The organism is Pontibacter saemangeumensis (assembly GCF_039541895.1).
Lineage (GTDB): Bacteria > Bacteroidota > Bacteroidia > Cytophagales > Hymenobacteraceae > Pontibacter > Pontibacter saemangeumensis.
Genome location: NZ_BAABHC010000039.1, coordinates 102,821 through 120,044, shown reverse-complemented (window position 1 = coordinate 120,044; position 17,224 = coordinate 102,821). Strand labels below are relative to the sequence as shown.

General features: G+C 52.2%; 10 protein-coding genes. 2 read left to right on the top strand and 8 right to left on the bottom strand.

Annotation, left to right across the window (positions count from 1 at the left end; all coding sequences use genetic code 11):
- Positions 1–6: 6 nt before the first annotated feature.
- Both ABD920_RS22910 and ABD920_RS22905 read right to left on the bottom strand, forming a co-directional pair.
- A complete protein-coding gene (locus tag ABD920_RS22910; RefSeq protein WP_345162747.1) occupies positions 7–1,290 on the bottom strand; it encodes an ABC transporter ATP-binding protein in 1,284 nt (427 codons plus the stop codon).
- A 7-nt stretch (positions 1,291–1,297) separates the two neighbouring features.
- Positions 1,298–2,155, bottom strand: a complete 858-nt coding sequence (locus ABD920_RS22905) for an ABC transporter permease (RefSeq protein ID WP_345162745.1) — start codon at positions 2,153–2,155, stop codon at positions 1,298–1,300.
- Positions 2,156–2,480: 325 nt separating this feature from the next.
- Here ABD920_RS22905 and ABD920_RS22900 point away from each other — a divergent pair, with 325 nt between their 5' ends.
- Entirely contained in the window at positions 2,481–3,377 is an 897-nt protein-coding gene (locus ABD920_RS22900) for a beta-1,6-N-acetylglucosaminyltransferase (protein WP_345162743.1), read from the top strand.
- A gap of 142 nt (positions 3,378–3,519) precedes the next feature.
- On the opposite strand, the gene dnaK is transcribed toward ABD920_RS22900, so the two are convergent.
- The 3 genes from dnaK to ABD920_RS22885 form a co-directional block, all read right to left on the bottom strand.
- Positions 3,520–5,454 carry a molecular chaperone DnaK gene (gene dnaK / locus ABD920_RS22895; RefSeq protein WP_345162741.1) on the bottom strand — a complete coding sequence of 645 codons (1,935 nt, stop codon included), beginning with the start codon at positions 5,452–5,454 and terminating at the stop codon, positions 3,520–3,522.
- Positions 5,455–5,768: 314 nt separating this feature from the next.
- Positions 5,769–6,710, bottom strand: a complete 942-nt coding sequence (locus ABD920_RS22890; RefSeq protein ID WP_345162739.1) for a leucine-rich repeat domain-containing protein — start codon at positions 6,708–6,710, stop codon at positions 5,769–5,771.
- A gap of 186 nt (positions 6,711–6,896) precedes the next feature.
- On the bottom strand, positions 6,897–8,561 hold the full coding sequence (locus tag ABD920_RS22885; RefSeq protein ID WP_345162737.1) for an alkaline phosphatase PhoX: 1,665 nt from the start codon (positions 8,559–8,561) through the stop codon (positions 6,897–6,899).
- A 294-nt stretch (positions 8,562–8,855) separates the two neighbouring features.
- Here ABD920_RS22885 and ABD920_RS22880 point away from each other — a divergent pair, with 294 nt between their 5' ends.
- Positions 8,856–10,811 carry a cytochrome-c peroxidase gene (locus ABD920_RS22880; RefSeq protein ID WP_345162735.1) on the top strand — a complete coding sequence of 652 codons (1,956 nt, stop codon included), beginning with the start codon at positions 8,856–8,858 and terminating at the stop codon, positions 10,809–10,811.
- A 270-nt stretch (positions 10,812–11,081) separates the two neighbouring features.
- On the opposite strand, the gene ABD920_RS22875 is transcribed toward ABD920_RS22880, so the two are convergent.
- The 3 genes from ABD920_RS22875 to uxuA form a co-directional block, all read right to left on the bottom strand.
- Complete coding sequence (locus ABD920_RS22875) at positions 11,082–12,827, bottom strand: glycoside hydrolase family 43 protein (protein WP_345162733.1); 1,746 nt, start codon at positions 12,825–12,827, stop codon at positions 11,082–11,084.
- Between the two features lie 69 nt (positions 12,828–12,896).
- Entirely contained in the window at positions 12,897–15,860 is a 2,964-nt protein-coding gene (locus ABD920_RS22870) for a glycosyl hydrolase 115 family protein (protein ID WP_345162731.1), read from the bottom strand.
- A gap of 113 nt (positions 15,861–15,973) precedes the next feature.
- Positions 15,974–17,143: a mannonate dehydratase gene (gene uxuA / locus ABD920_RS22865; protein ID WP_345162729.1), complete on the bottom strand. Its 1,170-nt coding sequence runs from the start codon at positions 17,141–17,143 to the stop codon at positions 15,974–15,976.
- Positions 17,144–17,224 lie beyond the last annotated feature (81 nt).

Here is a 17,224-nt window from a genome sequence, read left to right as displayed (position 1 = left end):
GGTAAGCTATTGCTGCAGAGCCATTTCTGTCTGCTCGAAGCGGAATGGCAGTTTGGGGCGCACTGCCCCCCACCATTTTCCGTACCATTTCATGTTTTCGCGGTAGTCCTCCATGTCGAAGGAAAGGCACTCCTCCAGGTAAAAAAGAGAAACCGAGGTGTCTTTCACAAATATCAGGGATATATAATAAGAGCCGTCGTTGAGGAAGTTACCCGGGATGGTGCACTCGCCTTTCACCAGTCCCTTGTCGCAGGTCCTGACAGGAGAAGGCACATCAAAGATACACTCGCCTCCATAGGTGAACAGGTGCAGACCTGCGCCCAATGCGATACCATCCGTCATGTTCCATAACTCAAACTTAACGGTGAGCGGCGTCCGGATATCCAGCGGGGCCTCCGGGTGAAGGAGATGTGGGACCAGCTCAACCGACTTCATGCGCACCCACTCGTTGCCGGGGGCTTCTTCGGGGGTGTCCCAGCTTTGCTTCAGTTTGAGTTTCTGCACACCGGTTATATATTTGTTTACCACACCCGATACCTCTCCTATCGCCTTCATCCTGCCTTTGTCGAGCCACAAAGCCTTGTCACATAAGTTTTTGATGGCCTGCATGCTATGGCTCACAAAGAGGATGGTTCTTCCGTCAGCCTGTGTTACCTCGCGCATTTTGCCGAGGCATTTCTTCTGGAAATCAGCGTCGCCAACGGCCAGCACCTCGTCCACGATCAGAATGTCCGGCTCCAGGTGCGCGGCCACAGCGAAGGCCAGGCGCACATACATGCCGGATGAATAGCGCTTCACAGGCGTGTCGATGAATTTCTCGATGCCGGAGAAGTCGACAATCTGGTCGAACTTGCTGCGGATCTCGCTTTTGCTCATGCCCAGGATGTAGCCGCTCACATAGATGTTCTCCCTGCCGGTCAGTTCCTGGTTGAATCCGGTACCTACCTCCAACAGGCTGCTTATTTTCCCGTTTCCCCTTACTACGCCGTCCGTGGGCCGCACAATGCGGGATATGATCTTGAGTAAGGTAGACTTGCCGGAGCCGTTGCTGCCGATAATGCCGAGTGCCTCTCCGCGGTTTACCTCAAAGCTGACATCCCGTAGCGCCCAAATGGCCCGGTTGCCGCCCGCGCCGGGTTCCTCTTCTCCCAACTGGAAGAAAGGGTCTTCTTTTCTGAGCACGCTCGTTGTCCACCAGTGCTGCAGGTCCTGCCTGAACGAGCCTGTGCCAATGGTACCCAGGCGGTACATTTTAGACAACTGCTCAACTTCTATCACTACTTCTCCCATAGCGCCGCTAAACCACATCCATCAACTTGGTGCCTTGCTTGTTAAACAGCAGCAATGCGCCTGACAAAACAATCACCATAAACAACGCGCTGTACAGCAGTTGCCACGGCGTAACATACCCCTCGCCCAGCAACGACAGCCGGAAAAGCTCAAAGAGCGGGCTCAGGGGGTTTATTTTTACGATCCACTGCACATTGTCTGGCACCAGGCTGAGCGGGAAAATAACGGGCGTCACGAACATCAGCAGCCGGATGCCCAGGCTCACCAGGTTAGACATGTCACGGTACTTTGCCGTCAGGACAGAGAAGAAAAGCCCGAGCCCCAGGCCAATGCTCCCTGCCAGCACAACTGCCAGCGGAAAAGCCGCCAGCCATGTGTTGAGGGAGGGGCGAAGGCCCTTGAAAAACCAGAAATAGGCGATAAACAGCAGCAGCATCACCAACTGCATCAGGAAGCGGATGAAGTGCGTGGAGATAGCGGCTAACGGCATGATAAGACGCGGGAAATAGACTTTGCTGAACAGGTGGGCATTGTCGCGGAAGGTGTTGGCAGTGCCCGAAAAACTGTCGCTGAAGAAGTTCCAGAGTACAATGCCCGAGAAATAAAACAGCACCGGAGGCAAGGTGCCTGTCGGGATGCCGACCATTTTATCGAATACGACCACATAAGTGACCAGCGTCATGATAGGCTGGAAAAGTATCCAGACGGGTCCCAATACGGTTTGCTGGTAATTCAGTATGAAATGTCGCCTTACCAGGCTGGCCAGCAGGTGGCGAAACGACCAAAGCTCCCGCAGGCTTTCCCCCCAGTAACTTGTTTTATTATTTATCTCCCACTCCCACCGTTTCTTTTCTACTGCTAACATGCCTTAGCCTTCAGTTATATATCAAAAGTTAATTACTACTATTTTACGAAATAGTTTGTATATAACTAAAAAATATTAAAAAAGTATTATGTATGCGTGGCTGAGGCTGATTTTGAAAATTATGGGGCTGCATACAGCCATGCCAGCAGGTCCAAATCCTTGACCTTAGGTGGGTTTCTGTGCTTGGAACAGCAGGTTGGGGGTATTTTTAGGCAAATCCCTGTGGACCAGGCACCTTGTGTGGCGTGGCAGTGAAGCAACATAAATTGCACAGCTCCTGCGCTTGGCGAAGACATTTTCTTGTTATTAACAATTACTTTTTAAGATGAAGCAGGCCATCCTGGTCACGGCATATAAAAACTTTGGGCATCTGGAGCGCATTATCCGGCGCTTCGACGATGACTTTGTCTTTTATATACACATCGACAAAAAAAGCCTCCTGTCAAGAGGGGAGCTAGACAAATTTCTTGGAGATGAGCGGGTGCTTTTTCTGTCGCGGAAGTACAAGGTGAACTGGGGCGGGTTCAATCACTTGCAGAGCATTCTGCTGTTATGCAGCGAAGCCGTCAGAAATGAGGAGGTAGGGTATATGCACCTTATCAGCGGCCTTGACTTCCCGATTAAAAGCTGCGCCTATTTTAAGGAGTATATCAGCCGTAACAGGGGAAAGGAGTTTTTAGAGCACTTTGAGATGCCCGTCGATTTCTGGCCATATGGCGGCATGGACCGGCTCACGAATTATAACTTTTATGACCTGTTTAACGGGAAGACCGATAAGGGCTTGAAGCGGATTTACCAGTTAATTGAACTCCAGCGGAGGCTTCGCATCAGCAGAGGCATCCCTGCGAATTTTCCAAAGCTGTATGGCGGTTCCACGTGGTGGACACTGAGTGCAGCATGTCTTAAATACGTGGTAGGTTATATACAAGGGCACCCTTCTTACCTCAGCAGGTTCCGGTTTACATTTTGTGCGGAAGAGACTTTCTTTCAAACCATTCTCCTGAACTCGCCTTATAAAGAAAGCATATGCAACGACAACCTGCGGTATGTGCTGTGGGAGGAGAAGAACGGAAACTATCCGGCCAACCTGGACGAGACAGATTTTGCGGCGATACAGCAATCATCCGGCCTGTTTGCCCGCAAGTTTGAGTACCCTGTGTCTGAGGGTTTGCTGGAGAAGATTTCTGATGCACTACATAACGGTCAGATGACGCAACGCTGATTATATAGCAGGGGAGAAGCCAGACTGCTGTTAAACTCAATGAATAGCTATGCCACATCTGGAATATACTTTATATATACCCTTCTATAACAAAAAAAGCCCCCGCTGATTCAGCGGGGGCTTTTCTATATCATCTGATCCATTATTGCTTGCTGCCGTCTACTTCTTCGTAGTCGACGTCGGTCACACCGCCATCGGCCGGAGCACCTTGCGGGCCGCCTGCCTGGCCGTTACCGCCGTCAGCGCCTGGGGCACCGCCCGGCTGACCTTGCGTCGCAGCATACATCTCCTGAGAGGCAGCGCTCCACGCGTTGTTCAGATTCTCCAGCGCTTTGTCGATTCCGGCTACGTCTTTAGAACCGTGCGCCGTTCTCAATTCTGTCAGCGCGTTCTCGATGTTAGACTTGTTGCCGGCAGAGAGCTTATCACCATACTCCTTTAGCTGCTTTTCGGTCTGGAAGATCATAGAGTCGGCAGCATTCAGCTTCTCGATCTCTTCTTTCGCCTTCTTGTCAGATTCAGCGTTGGCTTCGGCTTCCTGGCGCATGCGCTCAATTTCCTGCTCACTCAGGCCAGAGGAAGCCTCGATTCGGATCTTCTGTTCTTTGCCTGTCGCTTTGTCTTTCGCGGTTACATGCAGGATACCGTTTGCATCAATATCAAACGTTACCTCGATCTGCGGCACGCCGCGTGGCGCTGGTGGGATGTCCGCCAGGTGGAAACGGCCGATGGTGCGGTTGTCGCGGGCCATGGGGCGCTCACCCTGCAGCACGTGGATCTCCACTGATGGCTGGTTATCGGAAGCCGTTGAGAAAGTCTCTGACTTCTTCGTTGGGATAGTCGTATTCGACTCAATCAACTTCGTCATCACACCACCCATTGTTTCGATACCCAGTGAAAGTGGTGTTACGTCCAGCAGGAGCACGTCTTTTACCTCACCTGTCAATACACCACCCTGGATCGCGGCACCAATGGCAACCACCTCATCCGGGTTCACTCCTTTGGAAGGCTTCTTGCCGAAGAACTTCTCTACTTCTTCCACCACTCTCGGAATACGCGTAGAACCACCTACCAGTATCACCTCGTCAATATCAGAGGTAGAAAGGCCGGCGTCCTTCAACGCCTGCTTGCAAGGGTCCATTGAGCGACGGATCAGGTCATCCGTTAACTGCTCGAACTTAGCGCGGGACAGTTTGCGCACCAGGTGTTTTGGCACACCGTCTACCGGCATGATATAGGGCAGGTTGATCTCCGTTTCGTTTGAGCTTGAAAGCTCAATCTTTGCTTTCTCAGCAGCCTCCTTCAGACGCTGGAGGGCCATCGGGTCTTTGCGCAGGTCGAGGCCTTCGTCTTTCTTGAACTCATCGGCCAGCCAGTTGATGATCTTGGAGTCGAAGTCGTCACCACCGAGGTGCGTGTCGCCGTTCGTGGAAAGCACCTCGAACACGCCGTCACCCAATTCCAGGATAGAGATATCAAACGTACCCCCGCCTAAGTCGAACACCGCGATCTTCTGATCCTTGTGCTTCTTGTCCAGGCCGTAGGCAAGCGCAGCTGCCGTTGGCTCGTTGATGATACGCTTCACCTCAAGGCCCGCAATCTGACCGGCCTCTTTCGTGGCCTGGCGCTGTGCGTCGTTGAAGTAAGCCGGCACCGTGATCACGGCTTCCGTTACAGTGGTGCCCAGATAATCTTCGGCAGTGGCCTTCATTTTCTGAAGCACCATCGCAGAGATTTCCTGTGGTGTGTACTGCCTGTCGCCGATCTCCACGCGCACGGTGTTGTTACCACCCTGCACTACCTTGTATGAAACCTGCTTCGCTTCTTCGCTTACCTCATTGTAGCTGTGGCCCATGAAGCGCTTGATAGAGGCAATCGTGTTCTGCGGGTTCGTGATCGCCTGTCGCTTGGCAGGGTCACCTACTTTGCGCTCGCCGTTTCCGCCGTCCAAAAATGCAACGATGGATGGCGTTGTTCTGCGGCCTTCGCTGTTTGGTATAACCACTGGTTCGTTACCCTCCATTACGGCAACGCAAGAGTTGGTTGTACCCAAGTCAATACCAATTATCTTTCCCATTCTATAGTTTTATTATATGATTTCAAATTCAAGTTGCTGTGATGTCTCTTATATAACAACCCTTATGCCACGGGGCAAACGAGCTTTAGTTTCTGTCAATATGTCACCTTCTATTCAATGGTCATCGCTTTTGTCCGACTCATGCTGGTTATCTTTAGTATAAACCGACAGATTTACCTGTGTAACTTCGGTTGCGCCTGCAGGGGGCTTTACATTGCAACAAGGCCGTTTGGTGGTTGCAGCAGTGGGTATCAGGCAAAAAAGAAGGGATCCGGCACATTGCCGAATCCCTTTCCATCTGTTTACATAACTCTCTAAAAAATAACCGTGGCCAAAGGCAAAGCCCTTCTTATCCGGTCCTGCTCTGCTTCCGGAATACTATTACCGACTAAGAGCAACGTGCGGAGGTTTTTCATCTTTCTGAGAGCAGCCGGCAGGTGAGTAAGTTGGTTATAACTCAGGTCCAGCAGCTCGAGGTTCTCCAGCCGGGTTAGTTCCTCCGGCACAGTTTTCAGCTGGTTGTGCCCCAGCAAAAGCGTTTGCAGCGACTTTGCCTTGCCTACCTGGCTGGGCAGCGACGTGAGCTGGTTAAAGTCCAAGGCCAGGGTTTTCAGCTCTTTCAGGTTGAACAGTGCCGGAGGCACCTCCCGCAACTGGTTCTGTGACAGCGACAAGTCCTTCAGCTTCCGGACCTTTCCAATGTCAGGTGGCAGTGTTTCCATGTGGTTGTAGCTTAAGTTTAAGGTATGGAGTGCGCGCATGCGCCTCACCTGCGGCGACACCGTTCTTATTTTGTTCTCGTTTAGGTGCAGCACCTTTAGCTGGCGCAGGCTGGCAAAACCCGCGGGCAGTTCCGTGAAATGGTTGTGGCTGAAGTCGACGTTCTGCAGTGCCTGGAGGGTGTAAAATGAAGCCGGTAGGGCGGTCAGTTCGTTTTCGCTGAAGTTTATTTCCTGCAGTTGCTGCAGGTTACCTACCTCCGGTGACAGAAAGCTGATTTTGTTTTTCATGGCGTTGATGAACTGCAGGTTCACCAGCTCACAAAGGTCAGGCGGGAAGCTGTAATAATTTTGCTGCCGGATGTTCAGGCGGTGTATTTTTCCTTTCTGCTGCAGCGCCTCCGGAACATCATAGTATACTTTTGTGGAAGCCAGCTCCTGCGGAGGCAGCGGCTTTGCCTGTGCATGGGCTTTGTGCGGTTGCCAAACGGCCAGTAGTATAAGTACTGTAAATATGAATCGCTCAATATGCTGCATTACTTTTCTGTTATCAAAGGGATGAGATGTGTAGCGGTAAATGTCTCTCCTGGAACCTTAGCCTCATCCTGTGCCTTTGTTTATATACTTTGAAAGATTTATTCTATTCAGCTTGCCATCATGGAGAACAAAACACAGGCTATGGGTACAGCACCCATAGCCTGTGCTTAACATTGCTCCGATTAACTATTGGTTCACCTGGAGAATTCTTGTTGTGGACTTCTGGTCGTTTACCTGCGTTTTTACAAGGTAAATAGTGCTACCTGATGATGAAGAGGGGCTGAAGTCATAGGTATACTCCCCGGCTTGGAGGTGACCATTGAATAAAGTTGCTACCTTATTACCCTGCATATCCAGGACCTCCACGCTTACATAACCTTGCCTCGGCACTGCTACCTTTACTTTTGTATTAGCCTGGAAAGGGTTAGGGTAAACCCCTACTTGGTTTTCAGACGCCTGTGCAACTGCAGCATTGTTCTCTTTACCCAAAAACTGCTTGCGGGCAAAAACAAAGGTTATATCTCTGTCGAACTGCACCTCATTGCCGGCGGCGTCCGTGAAGGTAGCCATGTTAGCGCCGCTTGGGTGCTGAATAGAAATGAAGCCATACTTAAAGTCAGGGGAGAAGGTGAGGCCGGTAGACTCTGAACCGAAAGGAGTTGTCAGGAACAGCTCAAGTTTCGGGTTCTCCGGGGTATGGTCGGGCCGCACCACCCACAGGTTGTTGCGGCCACCATCCTGCAGGGCCCACAGGTTTCCTTCCCCGTCGAAGGTAAGGTTGTCGATACCGGTTCCCCAGTTTTCTGCCTGTGTGCCTCCGTTGTAGTTTACATTAAAAAACTGGGGCGTTACCCAGGCTTCAATCTCAGAAACTGTCATGCCATCGTCTTTGAAACGCCAGATAGTGCCTGTTCCCTTTGCTGTGAAGTACATTTTTCCATCAGGGCCAAACTCAATATCCTCCGGGTTTCTCCAGTTGGTGCCACCTACAGCAATGGCAAGGCTACGTGTGTTATTCCGGTCTGCTTGTGTGGTATTCGGAACCACCACCCAGGTGCCGGTAAGGGATGTCTCGCTGTCGCGCTTCAGTACATAGAGTGTTCCCTCAGAGAGGTTGCCGGGTTCATTGGCCACATACTTGAACACACCGCTCGAACCGCCGTCTTCTGCCTGGTACACAGTAACCCGGTCGGGGCTGATGGCGATGTTCTCGTGATTCATGCGGCCGATTGCCCAGAGCTTGTCTGGTTTGCCGTCGCCGTCATAGTCTGCAATCTTGCCGCTTACCGGGTCTATCTCAACCTGCCAGCCCACATCCTGGTAGCCGTCTTCGTTGGCGTCGCCGGTGTTATAGGTCTCTTCTGATGTAATCAAAGTCCCCCAAGGAGTTATGCCTCCGGAGCAGTTTCGGACGGTCTGGACCACCGGAGAAAAATCTACCTTTCGCACCGCATCCACCTCCCACAGGTTAGAGGCTTCATCCAGACGCATGTCCAGGATAGAAACACCTCCAGGGGAAGTTTCATGGTTTATAGTTAAATAACCTCTCTTCACGTTTCCTGCAACAGGGATGAAAGCAGTAAAGTCATTGTTGCGCCCTATTGTTTCTTCAGAACCGGTATAGTTGGTCACATTCGACTTGGCCAGCATCTGGATAGTGTGCGTTTCCGAAGGATAGGTGATTGTCTCAGCCTGTCCGTCAGGCTTTACGGAAGTAAAACTGCCAATCTTGTTTTTGTTCGGCGAGCCGCTTCCTGCAGCGGTTACTGACTGTGCACCTGCTTGCTCAGCCGTAACAGCAGCACCAGCGAAGATGGCAGCAAAGAGCAGTCTTTTGTAGAACTTGTTCATAGTTGTTTTAAGTGGTTTATGAGATAAAATTTCCAATCCCCAAAACAACTGCATTAAGGTTACTCTACAATTAGTGAATGTTTAACCAATTATTATGAATGCAGGGCTGGTGTTACCCTGCTGTTATGTTTGCTTTTGTAAACACGCAGGAATGCAAAACAGGACCTTTTGATAACCATAGGATAATTCCTGCATAAAGTACAGGTAACAGCTGCTTGCTTACTTTGTCATCATCCTTAACCCTGTTATTCCTCCATGGCATATAAAGGCTTACCAACTGATAAAGTTAAACTGATGCCCGTGTTACTGCTGATGAGCATGTGCCTGTTCGCGGGTATTGTGCTGACTTCGTTTAAAACGGAGACTGTAAGAACGAATCAGGTGGCCGACACCGTCAGGCAAAGCCTGATAGCGGATATGAGCAAACTGAAGCAGCAGTCGCAACTACTGGCAGTAACGCTGGAGCTACTAATGCAGGAACAGGCTTCGCTTGAGCAGGCGCAGGAGGCCTTTTACCAGGTGAAGCAGGCCTATAAAAAAGTTGAGTATATGGCGGAGTACCTGGACCCGGAACTGGCTAAGAGAATCAATGGGGCACCACTACCAAAAGTGCTGGTAGAGGAGGTAAACTACCAGACGCTCCACTTTCAGAAGCCCAGCGTCAGAACTTTTCCACCGGAGGGGCTGCAGGTACTGGAAGAGTTGGTGTTTGCGGAGGAGGTGGAGCCGGTTATAGCGAAAGAGGCAATAGTGTTGGCCCATGGCCTGCAGGATGCGGTGTCGCTCCTGTCCGGCTCGCTATACCAGCAGCCATTGTCCGATAAACAAATCCTGGAGAGCCTGCGCGAGCAACTGGTGCGGGTAGTGGCGATGGGTATAACTGGTTTTGATGCTCCTGCTGCCGGATGCGAACTGGCGCATGTCGCCCTGGCGCTGCAGCCGGTCCTGCATGCCGCCCAGCTATATGATTCGTCTTTGAGTGGTAAGGCCAAGACCTATAGCAGCAAAGCAGTAGAGCAACTGCAACAGGCTGTTTTATACCTGCAGCAGCATCCGGCATTTGATACATTCGACAGGCTGTACTTTACAAGAGAACTGGCAGACCTCGCGTACGCGGCTCTTACGGCGCTGCAGCAGGAACTGCTGCCAACAGCTGCTTCCGTACACAAACCAGTAAATGACCATGCCAGCAGTCTTTTCAGTGCTGATTTTCTGCAGGCGGCCTATTTTGCCAAACAAGACCGGAGAGAACAGAAACCAGAGCTAATAGAACTGGGCAAAGTGCTTTTCTTTGACCCGGTGCTGTCAGCTAACAATGAGCGTTCCTGCGCCAGCTGCCATGTTCCTTCCAAAGCCTTTACCGACGGACAGGCCCGCAGTATAGCCTTTGATTTTAAAGGGACGGTGCAGCGCAACTCGCCCACGCTGCTGAATTCCGTTTTCAGCAATGCCTACTTCTGGGACAGCCGCGCCATATACCTGCAGGACCAGGTGCCGGACGTCGTGGTGAAATCAGATGAGCTGCATGGCAATTACGAGGAAGTGGTTTTGAAATTGCAGCAGAGTTCGGAGTACCGAAAGCTCTTTAAGCGTGCTTTCTCCAGTCAGGCAGATAACGGATTAAGCACAAACACCATCAACCGGGCTATTGCGGCCTATGTGCAAAGCCTGGTGGCGCTCAACTCTCCTTTCGACCGCTACATGCGCCGCGAAACCGAGCAGCTTGGTGCATCTGCGAAGCGCGGCTACAACCTGTTCATGGGAAAAGCCGCCTGCGGCACCTGCCATTTTGCCCCGACTTTTAACGGCACGGTGCCACCCCGCTACCTCGAAAGTGAGACAGAGGTGCTGGGGGTAACCGCTTCTGCAGACTTTGCGCATCCAACACTCGACGAAGACCTGGGCCGTGCCGGTGTGATACCCGCGGACGCCTGGAAACATTCTTTCAAGACACCGACGGTACGGAATGCTGCCCTCACAGCGCCTTACATGCATAACGGTGCATTTGCAGTCTTAGCAGAAGTGGTGGATTTTTATGACGCCGGTGGGGGAGCAGGTCTTGGACTCGACGTGCCCAACCAGACTTTGCCTGATAGCCCGCTCAACCTGACAGAAGGAGAAAAGCAGGACCTTATTGCTTTCATGGAATCGCTTACTGACACCGCTACTGTTTATGCAGCCCCGGAAAGGCTTCCGCAGTTTCCAAAGAAGGCTGGATTGAATGACAGGCTAATAGGAGGGCGTTATTAGCATCAGAGAATAAGCACATTTCTTTTAGAAATTTCAATTCGAAGTTGGTTATATATGGATGCTTATAGCAGTACTTTTTGCTCCAAAGGAGGTATAATACCAATATCAGTTGGTTCATGCGCATTGCAATTTGCCTGTCTGCAGATTCCCCTCCTCGGAGGGGCAGGGGTGGGTTCTATAGAACAGCTGCGTGCGCAGTATTCAGTTGATAATGGTATAAAGCAGAAGGGCTCAGCACAAAGCTGAGCCCTTCCATGGTTCATGTCCTACTTACTTTGTTGTTGACAAGGTGTTATAGATAGGGTCTTTCCCCTCATATCTAAACCAATCGAAAGTAGCTTTGCTTTTGGAAGGTTTGCCTTGTGAGGTGGCATACATGCCCAGCGTGGTACCCACAAAGCCTCCGGAAACGCGCGTGCTTAAGAAGGTTCCGTCCACATTGTCCTGCAGTAGTTTCCAGTCACCTTCTTTGGTGCTATAATAAAAGCTGATATTGCCTTTGTCAAATTCCGTTTTCAGGTGAAGCGGCTTGCCCCTTTCGCTTCTGCTCAAGGCCTTCTCTGCCAGAACGGTGGTGGTTCCGTTCGTAGTGCCATCTGTTGGTTTTTCTGATTTTAGCAGCTGCACCACTTCTTTGCCGTTAGAGATGGTTTTGCCCAGCGCATAGTAGTTGTTCTCGCTCTGGAAAGCGGCTATACCTGCAAACTCATTCGCAGATGTGGGCTTGAAGCTCATTTTGGTACTGGCACTTCCCGTAACATGTTGCTGCCTTCTGGCAACAAAGGAAGGATTATTTTTTCCTGATAATGTGGCAGGCTGCAGGTCCAGGGTGAGGTTTCCGGCTGGGTCGCTCAGGCTATACCATTGGGTGCGGGGCGTGCGTAGGAGCAGCCAGTAGAAAGGCAACTTGCTCTCTTTAAAATCTTCCTGTTGCACGAAGTTTCCGCTCAACGGAAACTTAGGCTTTTTCGCTGAGGGCAGGTTTGGGCGCTTGTAAGAATACTGCACCTCCTCAAAATCAGCATTGATGATGGGCCAGCCGTCCTTCCAGGTAACAGGCGCCAGAAAAGTTTCACGGCCAATGTTATAATGGTCTTCCGTGTCGTAGGGGCGGGTGGCTAAGAAGATGGCCCACCACTCGCCGTTTTGCGTTTCCACCAAGTCGGCATGGCCTGTGGCAGATACGGGATTCTTTCTGTCGTTCGGTAGATGGCGCTGCGTGAGGATGGGGTTGTTCTCGTAAGGCACGTATTCTCCCATTACGTTTCTGCTCCTCAGAATCACCTCGGAATGGTTTACGCTCGTGCCGCCTTCTGCCGCCATCAGGTAATAGTAACCGTCCTTTTTATAGATGTGTGGTCCTTCAATCCAGACGGGCTTTTTAGAAATATCCACACCGCCGTTCACCAGTATCTTCGGAGACCCCACTGTTTTCATGTTCTTGTAGTCGAACTCGATAATGCGGATGGTGCGGTGGCCATCGTAGAGTGGCTTGTTGTCAGGCGCCTCGCTGTTGTAGGTGATATACGCTTTTCCATCTTCATCAAAGAAGATGGAAGGGTCGATGCCGCTTACCTCCGGAAGCCAGGTGGGGTTTGACCATGGACCAGCAGGGTCGGTGGCCGTCACAACAAAATTTCCGCCGTTGTCTATCAGGGTGGTTATCATATAAAAGGTACCCTCATGGTGAGAGATAGCAGGGGCAAATATTCCTCTGCTTGCACCCAGGCCATCCAGGTCCAGTTGCTCCGGCCTGTCCAGAATGTTGCCAATCTGGGTCCAGTTTACCAGGTCTTTGCTATGGAAAATAGGCACACCCGGGAAAAAGGAGAAGGAGGAGTGAATCATGTAGTAGTCGTCCCCTACTCGCGTGATGCTTGGGTCAGGATAAAAACCCGGCAGAATAGGGTTCTGGAATGTATCCTCATTCTGCGCAAAAGCAGGTGAACTGCCCAGGTAAAAAAGGCAGCACAGGAATACAAAAGCCTTTTGCAATAAATGGTTTCGTTGGTTCATAAGTATGCAGATTATTAATATGATGAACAGAAAGCTCCGTTAGCAGGTCTTCCAACGGAGCTTTCTGGTTTATTGATTTGCCTTTTCAGGCTGATAAAAGCTTTCCGGTGGCCCCAGGTAGGAGGGTTTTAAACCGCCTGTGTCTACCACAATCTTTTGCAGCACCACACCCGGGTCTACCATCCAGAACTTGAGCACATGCTCGCCTGGCTTGTCTACGTTGTGGGTAGAAGTCAGGATGTTGATGTTATCGGCTACCCACTTGTTCCAGGCACCTTCCGAGTTCTCCTTGTGCATGTTGATGATTTGCGGAGCCTCATCATCAATGGAAACGGCGAACTTGAGCCCGTCGGAGGCGTTGAAATTAAGGGTAGGTGACAGGTAAGCGTGTACCTTCACTTCACCGGCATTCTGGAGGTACATCTTATATTCCAGGTGCGGACTATCACCACCAGGTTTTTGCGTTTCGGCTGTTACCGGGAAAGGCGTCATGGCTGATACCGTTTTGCCCAAATCCGGAATAAGCTGCCACTCTATAATGCCGTTATCTACAGCACGGGTATAATGTGCTGCTTCCATCGATACATAGCCATTGCTCTCTACAAAGCCGCTCACCTTGCCCGGTTTTATAGTAGCCGGATTATTCACAAGGGCCTGCACTTTTACAGTGGTGCCATTCGGACCGGTAACTGTGATCGGAACACGCTGCACGCCGGTTGGTGCTTTCTGCCAGTCGATACTCACCAGCAGCCTTTGCTCTTTGTCAACAGTGCCTTGTGTGGAGGAAACATTTAGCCACGGTGCCCCAGACTGCACTTTATAATTAAAAGGCTCCTTACCCTGGTTAAACAACTCGATGTAATATGTTTGCTGCCCGAAGGGAGTAAACGCAGGTAATTCTGCATGTCCTTTCTCCAGTGGCCACCAGGCATCAGAGCCTTCCACGGCTACGCCCATTGCTGGGCCGTCTGAAGCATGCACCAGTTTCACCAAAGGCATTAGGTCTTTCTCCGGTTGCTGCCAATAGGTATAGCTGATGTGCGTCTGGTCCATCATATGGCTCCACTTGCCGCCTGCCAGCGTGTCGTTGTAATACTTTATCAGGGCCTGGTCCTTCTCAAACAGCTCCTTCACTTTTGCGGCCATGTCGTTGGCGGCGGTGCGGTTTTGTTTGGCATATAGCTGGTTCTTCCCCACCGTGATATGCAGCTCGTTGAGGTTAGCGGAGGCTTTTACCGGGAAGAGTACCAGTTGATAATAAGCGTCTTTGTATTCAGCGGGCAGCTCTTCATAGATTTGCTCTGCTTTCTCCACCAGCTTGTTATACGCTTCCACCACACGCTCTGCTTCCCGGTAATTCGTCAGGCTATAGGTTTCTGGCGATATTAATTCAGGCTTGCGGCGGCCGTTAAACTTGGAGTATTTTGCCAGGATTTCTGCAATCGGCTGGGCGTACTGGCTGCCGAACTGCTCCTCTGCCCACAGTATCGTATACTCCTGCAGCCGCTCTGCCGGCCATTTGTCCGGGTTCCAGGCATAGTCGAGGAAGAACTCCAGCGGGAACTCCATCGGTTTAATGTCGCCCACATTCACAATCCAGATGCGGTCGGCGCCATACTTATGCGCCATTTGCATCTGCTCCCATACCCTCGGGATCGGGTTGGTGTTCAGCCATTTGTAGTTTCTGGGGCCACCCACATAATCGAAATGGTAGTAGATGCCGTAGCCGCCGGCATGCTGTTTCTCGCCCGGCTTCGGCAGTTTCCGGATGTTGCCCCAGTTATCGTCGGCTAAAAGCAACGTCACATCATCCGGCACGCGCATGCCTTTGTCGTAGTAGTCCTGCACCTCTTTGTAGAGCGCCCATATCTGCGGTGTTTCGGAGGCGGGCTTTCCGGTCACGTTAGCTATGATTTCGCGCTGGTCGGTCACGATCTGCTCCAGCAGGGCTATGTTGCTTTCTTCCGACATCGGCTCATCCCCGTCGCCGCGCATCCCGATGGTCACGATACTTTCGTGGGTGCCCATGCGCTCCATGCCTTTTCGCCAGAACGCCTGCAGGTTCTCCTTATTTGTTTTATAGTTCCAGGGGCCTTTCCCGTAGCGCCTCCACTCATCGTGCGCCCGCGTCAAAGGTTCGTGGTGCGAGGTGCCGAGCACAACACCGTATTCATCTGCCAGGGGCGCGCTGAGCGAGTCATCGTCATAGATGGCGTTTCCCCACATGGCGGGCCAGAGGTAATTGCCTTTCAGGCGTAGCAGCAGTTCGAACACCTTATCATAGAACTTGTGGTTGAAGCCTCCGAATTTCTCTTTTGACCACCCGGAAAGTGCCGGCGCCTCATCGTTGATGAAGAAGCCCCTGTACTTCACCGCCGGCTCGCCCTGCGTATGGCGGCCTGGCAACACATACACACTCTGCTTCTGCTTTACCGGCACATCGGCCCACCAGTACCAGGGTGAAACCCCGATCTCGCCTGACAGGTCATACATGCCATATATGGTGCCGCGCTTGTCGCTGCCCACAATCACGAGCGCCCGGTCCACGCCGCGCATCGGCTTCTCCACCACCTGTATCAGTGAAGTCTCCCAGCGCCCGGCAATGCCTGCCACATCCAGTTTCCTGTCCCGCACCATTTTGTCGATGAGGGGGCTTTTGCCCAGCGTCCCCACCAGTACAATTTCATTCGCTTTCGGGGCTTTTTTGCCGACTAGAAGCTGCGGCTCAGCATCGGTGACCATTTTTATATCTGCCTGCAGGTGCTTTGCCACCCGCGCCACGCCTGGGTAATCCTCGGCGCTCACGTAGATAGGCGCAGCCTTGCCGTCAGCAGAAAGCGGGAAACGGCCCATCCCTTTTTCTGTGGCGATGTAGGAGGGAAGGCCGTCTGAGGCGGAAGCTGCCTGGGGGCCGGCCAGAGCAACCAGCAGCAACAGAACCAGGCAGAGCAGCCTTTGCCGCCGGTTTACCAGCGGCGCAGTACAAAGCGCGCCCCGCTGTTGCGGGTGGTGGTTTTGGAAAGATACGTTCATGATGATCTGATGTAAGGAGCCGCTGCACACAGCCGCTCCTGTTCATAAATTTCTACCTGCTTCGATTCCAGGGAAAGCTTTGCCTCACCTTCCTGCCGGCAGGCATATGCCTTTCAGCTGCCGTTCATTGATCTTTCTATTCCCATTTCCAGGCCACGCAACTCGGCCAGTCCGCGGAGCCTGCCGATGGCGGAATAGCCGGGGTTGGTGACTTTGTGCAGGTCGTCGAGCATCTGGTGGCCGTGGTCGGGGCGGAACGGGATCGGCTGCTCCCGCCCTTGGTTGATCGCGACCAGCTCTTTCATCACCCCGAACATATCCACATCGCCCGCCAGGTGGTCAGACTCGTAGAAGCTGCCCATTTCGTCTTTCAGCACGTTGCGGAGGTGCGCAAAGTACACGCGGTGGCCCACCGCTTTCAGGATGTCGACCGGGTCGTTGTGCCTTCCGGCGCCAAGCGAGCCAGTGCAGAAGCAGATGCCGTTTGGCTTGCGGTCTACTTTCCCGAGCAGGTACAGCAGGTCTTCCTTGGAGGAAACCACGCGGGGCAAACCCAGGATGGCGTAGGGTGGGTCGTCGGGGTGGATGGTCATGTTGATGCCCGTTTCCTCGCACACGTCCATGATTGACTGCAGGAAGTACACCAGGTTCTCGCGAAGCCCGTCGCGGCCGATGCGTTTATATACCTCAATACTCCGCGCCAGTTCCTCCACCGTCACGCTGCCCTCCGTCGGCACGCCCATCAGGATGATGTCGGCCAGCTGCTGCAGGTCTTCATCTGAAAGCGCTTTTACCTGCTCCCGAGCCTGCGCCACCACGTCAGGGGCGTAGTCGTTTTCTGCGCCCGCCCGCTTGAGTATATATAAATCAAAAATGGCCAGCTTCACCCAGTCGAAGTGCAGGGCCTTCGCACCGCTCCACAGCTCGTAGGCCAGGTCGGTGCGGGTCCAGTCGAGCACGGGCATAAAGTTGTAGCACACGGTGCTGATGCCGCAGGCCGCGAGGTTGCGAAGCGACTGGCGGTAGTTGTCGAGGTATTTTTCGCAGTCGGCGCTGCGGGTTTTAATGGCCTCGTGCACCGGCACGCTCTCCACCACCACCCATTCCAGGCCAGCCTCCTCAATGGTGCGTTTGCGCTCCTGTATTTCTTCGAATGGCCACACGGCACCATGCGGTATATGGTGCAGGGCCGAGACAATGCCCGTGGCGCCCGCCTGCTTTATATCCTGCAAGGTCACCGGGTCGTTCGGCCCGTACCATCTCCAGCTTTGAGTTAATGACATATGATTTTAATATTTATATGTTATGTTGTTGAATGATATAAGAAAAAAGGCATCCAACGCATTATTGACATAATATCGGGC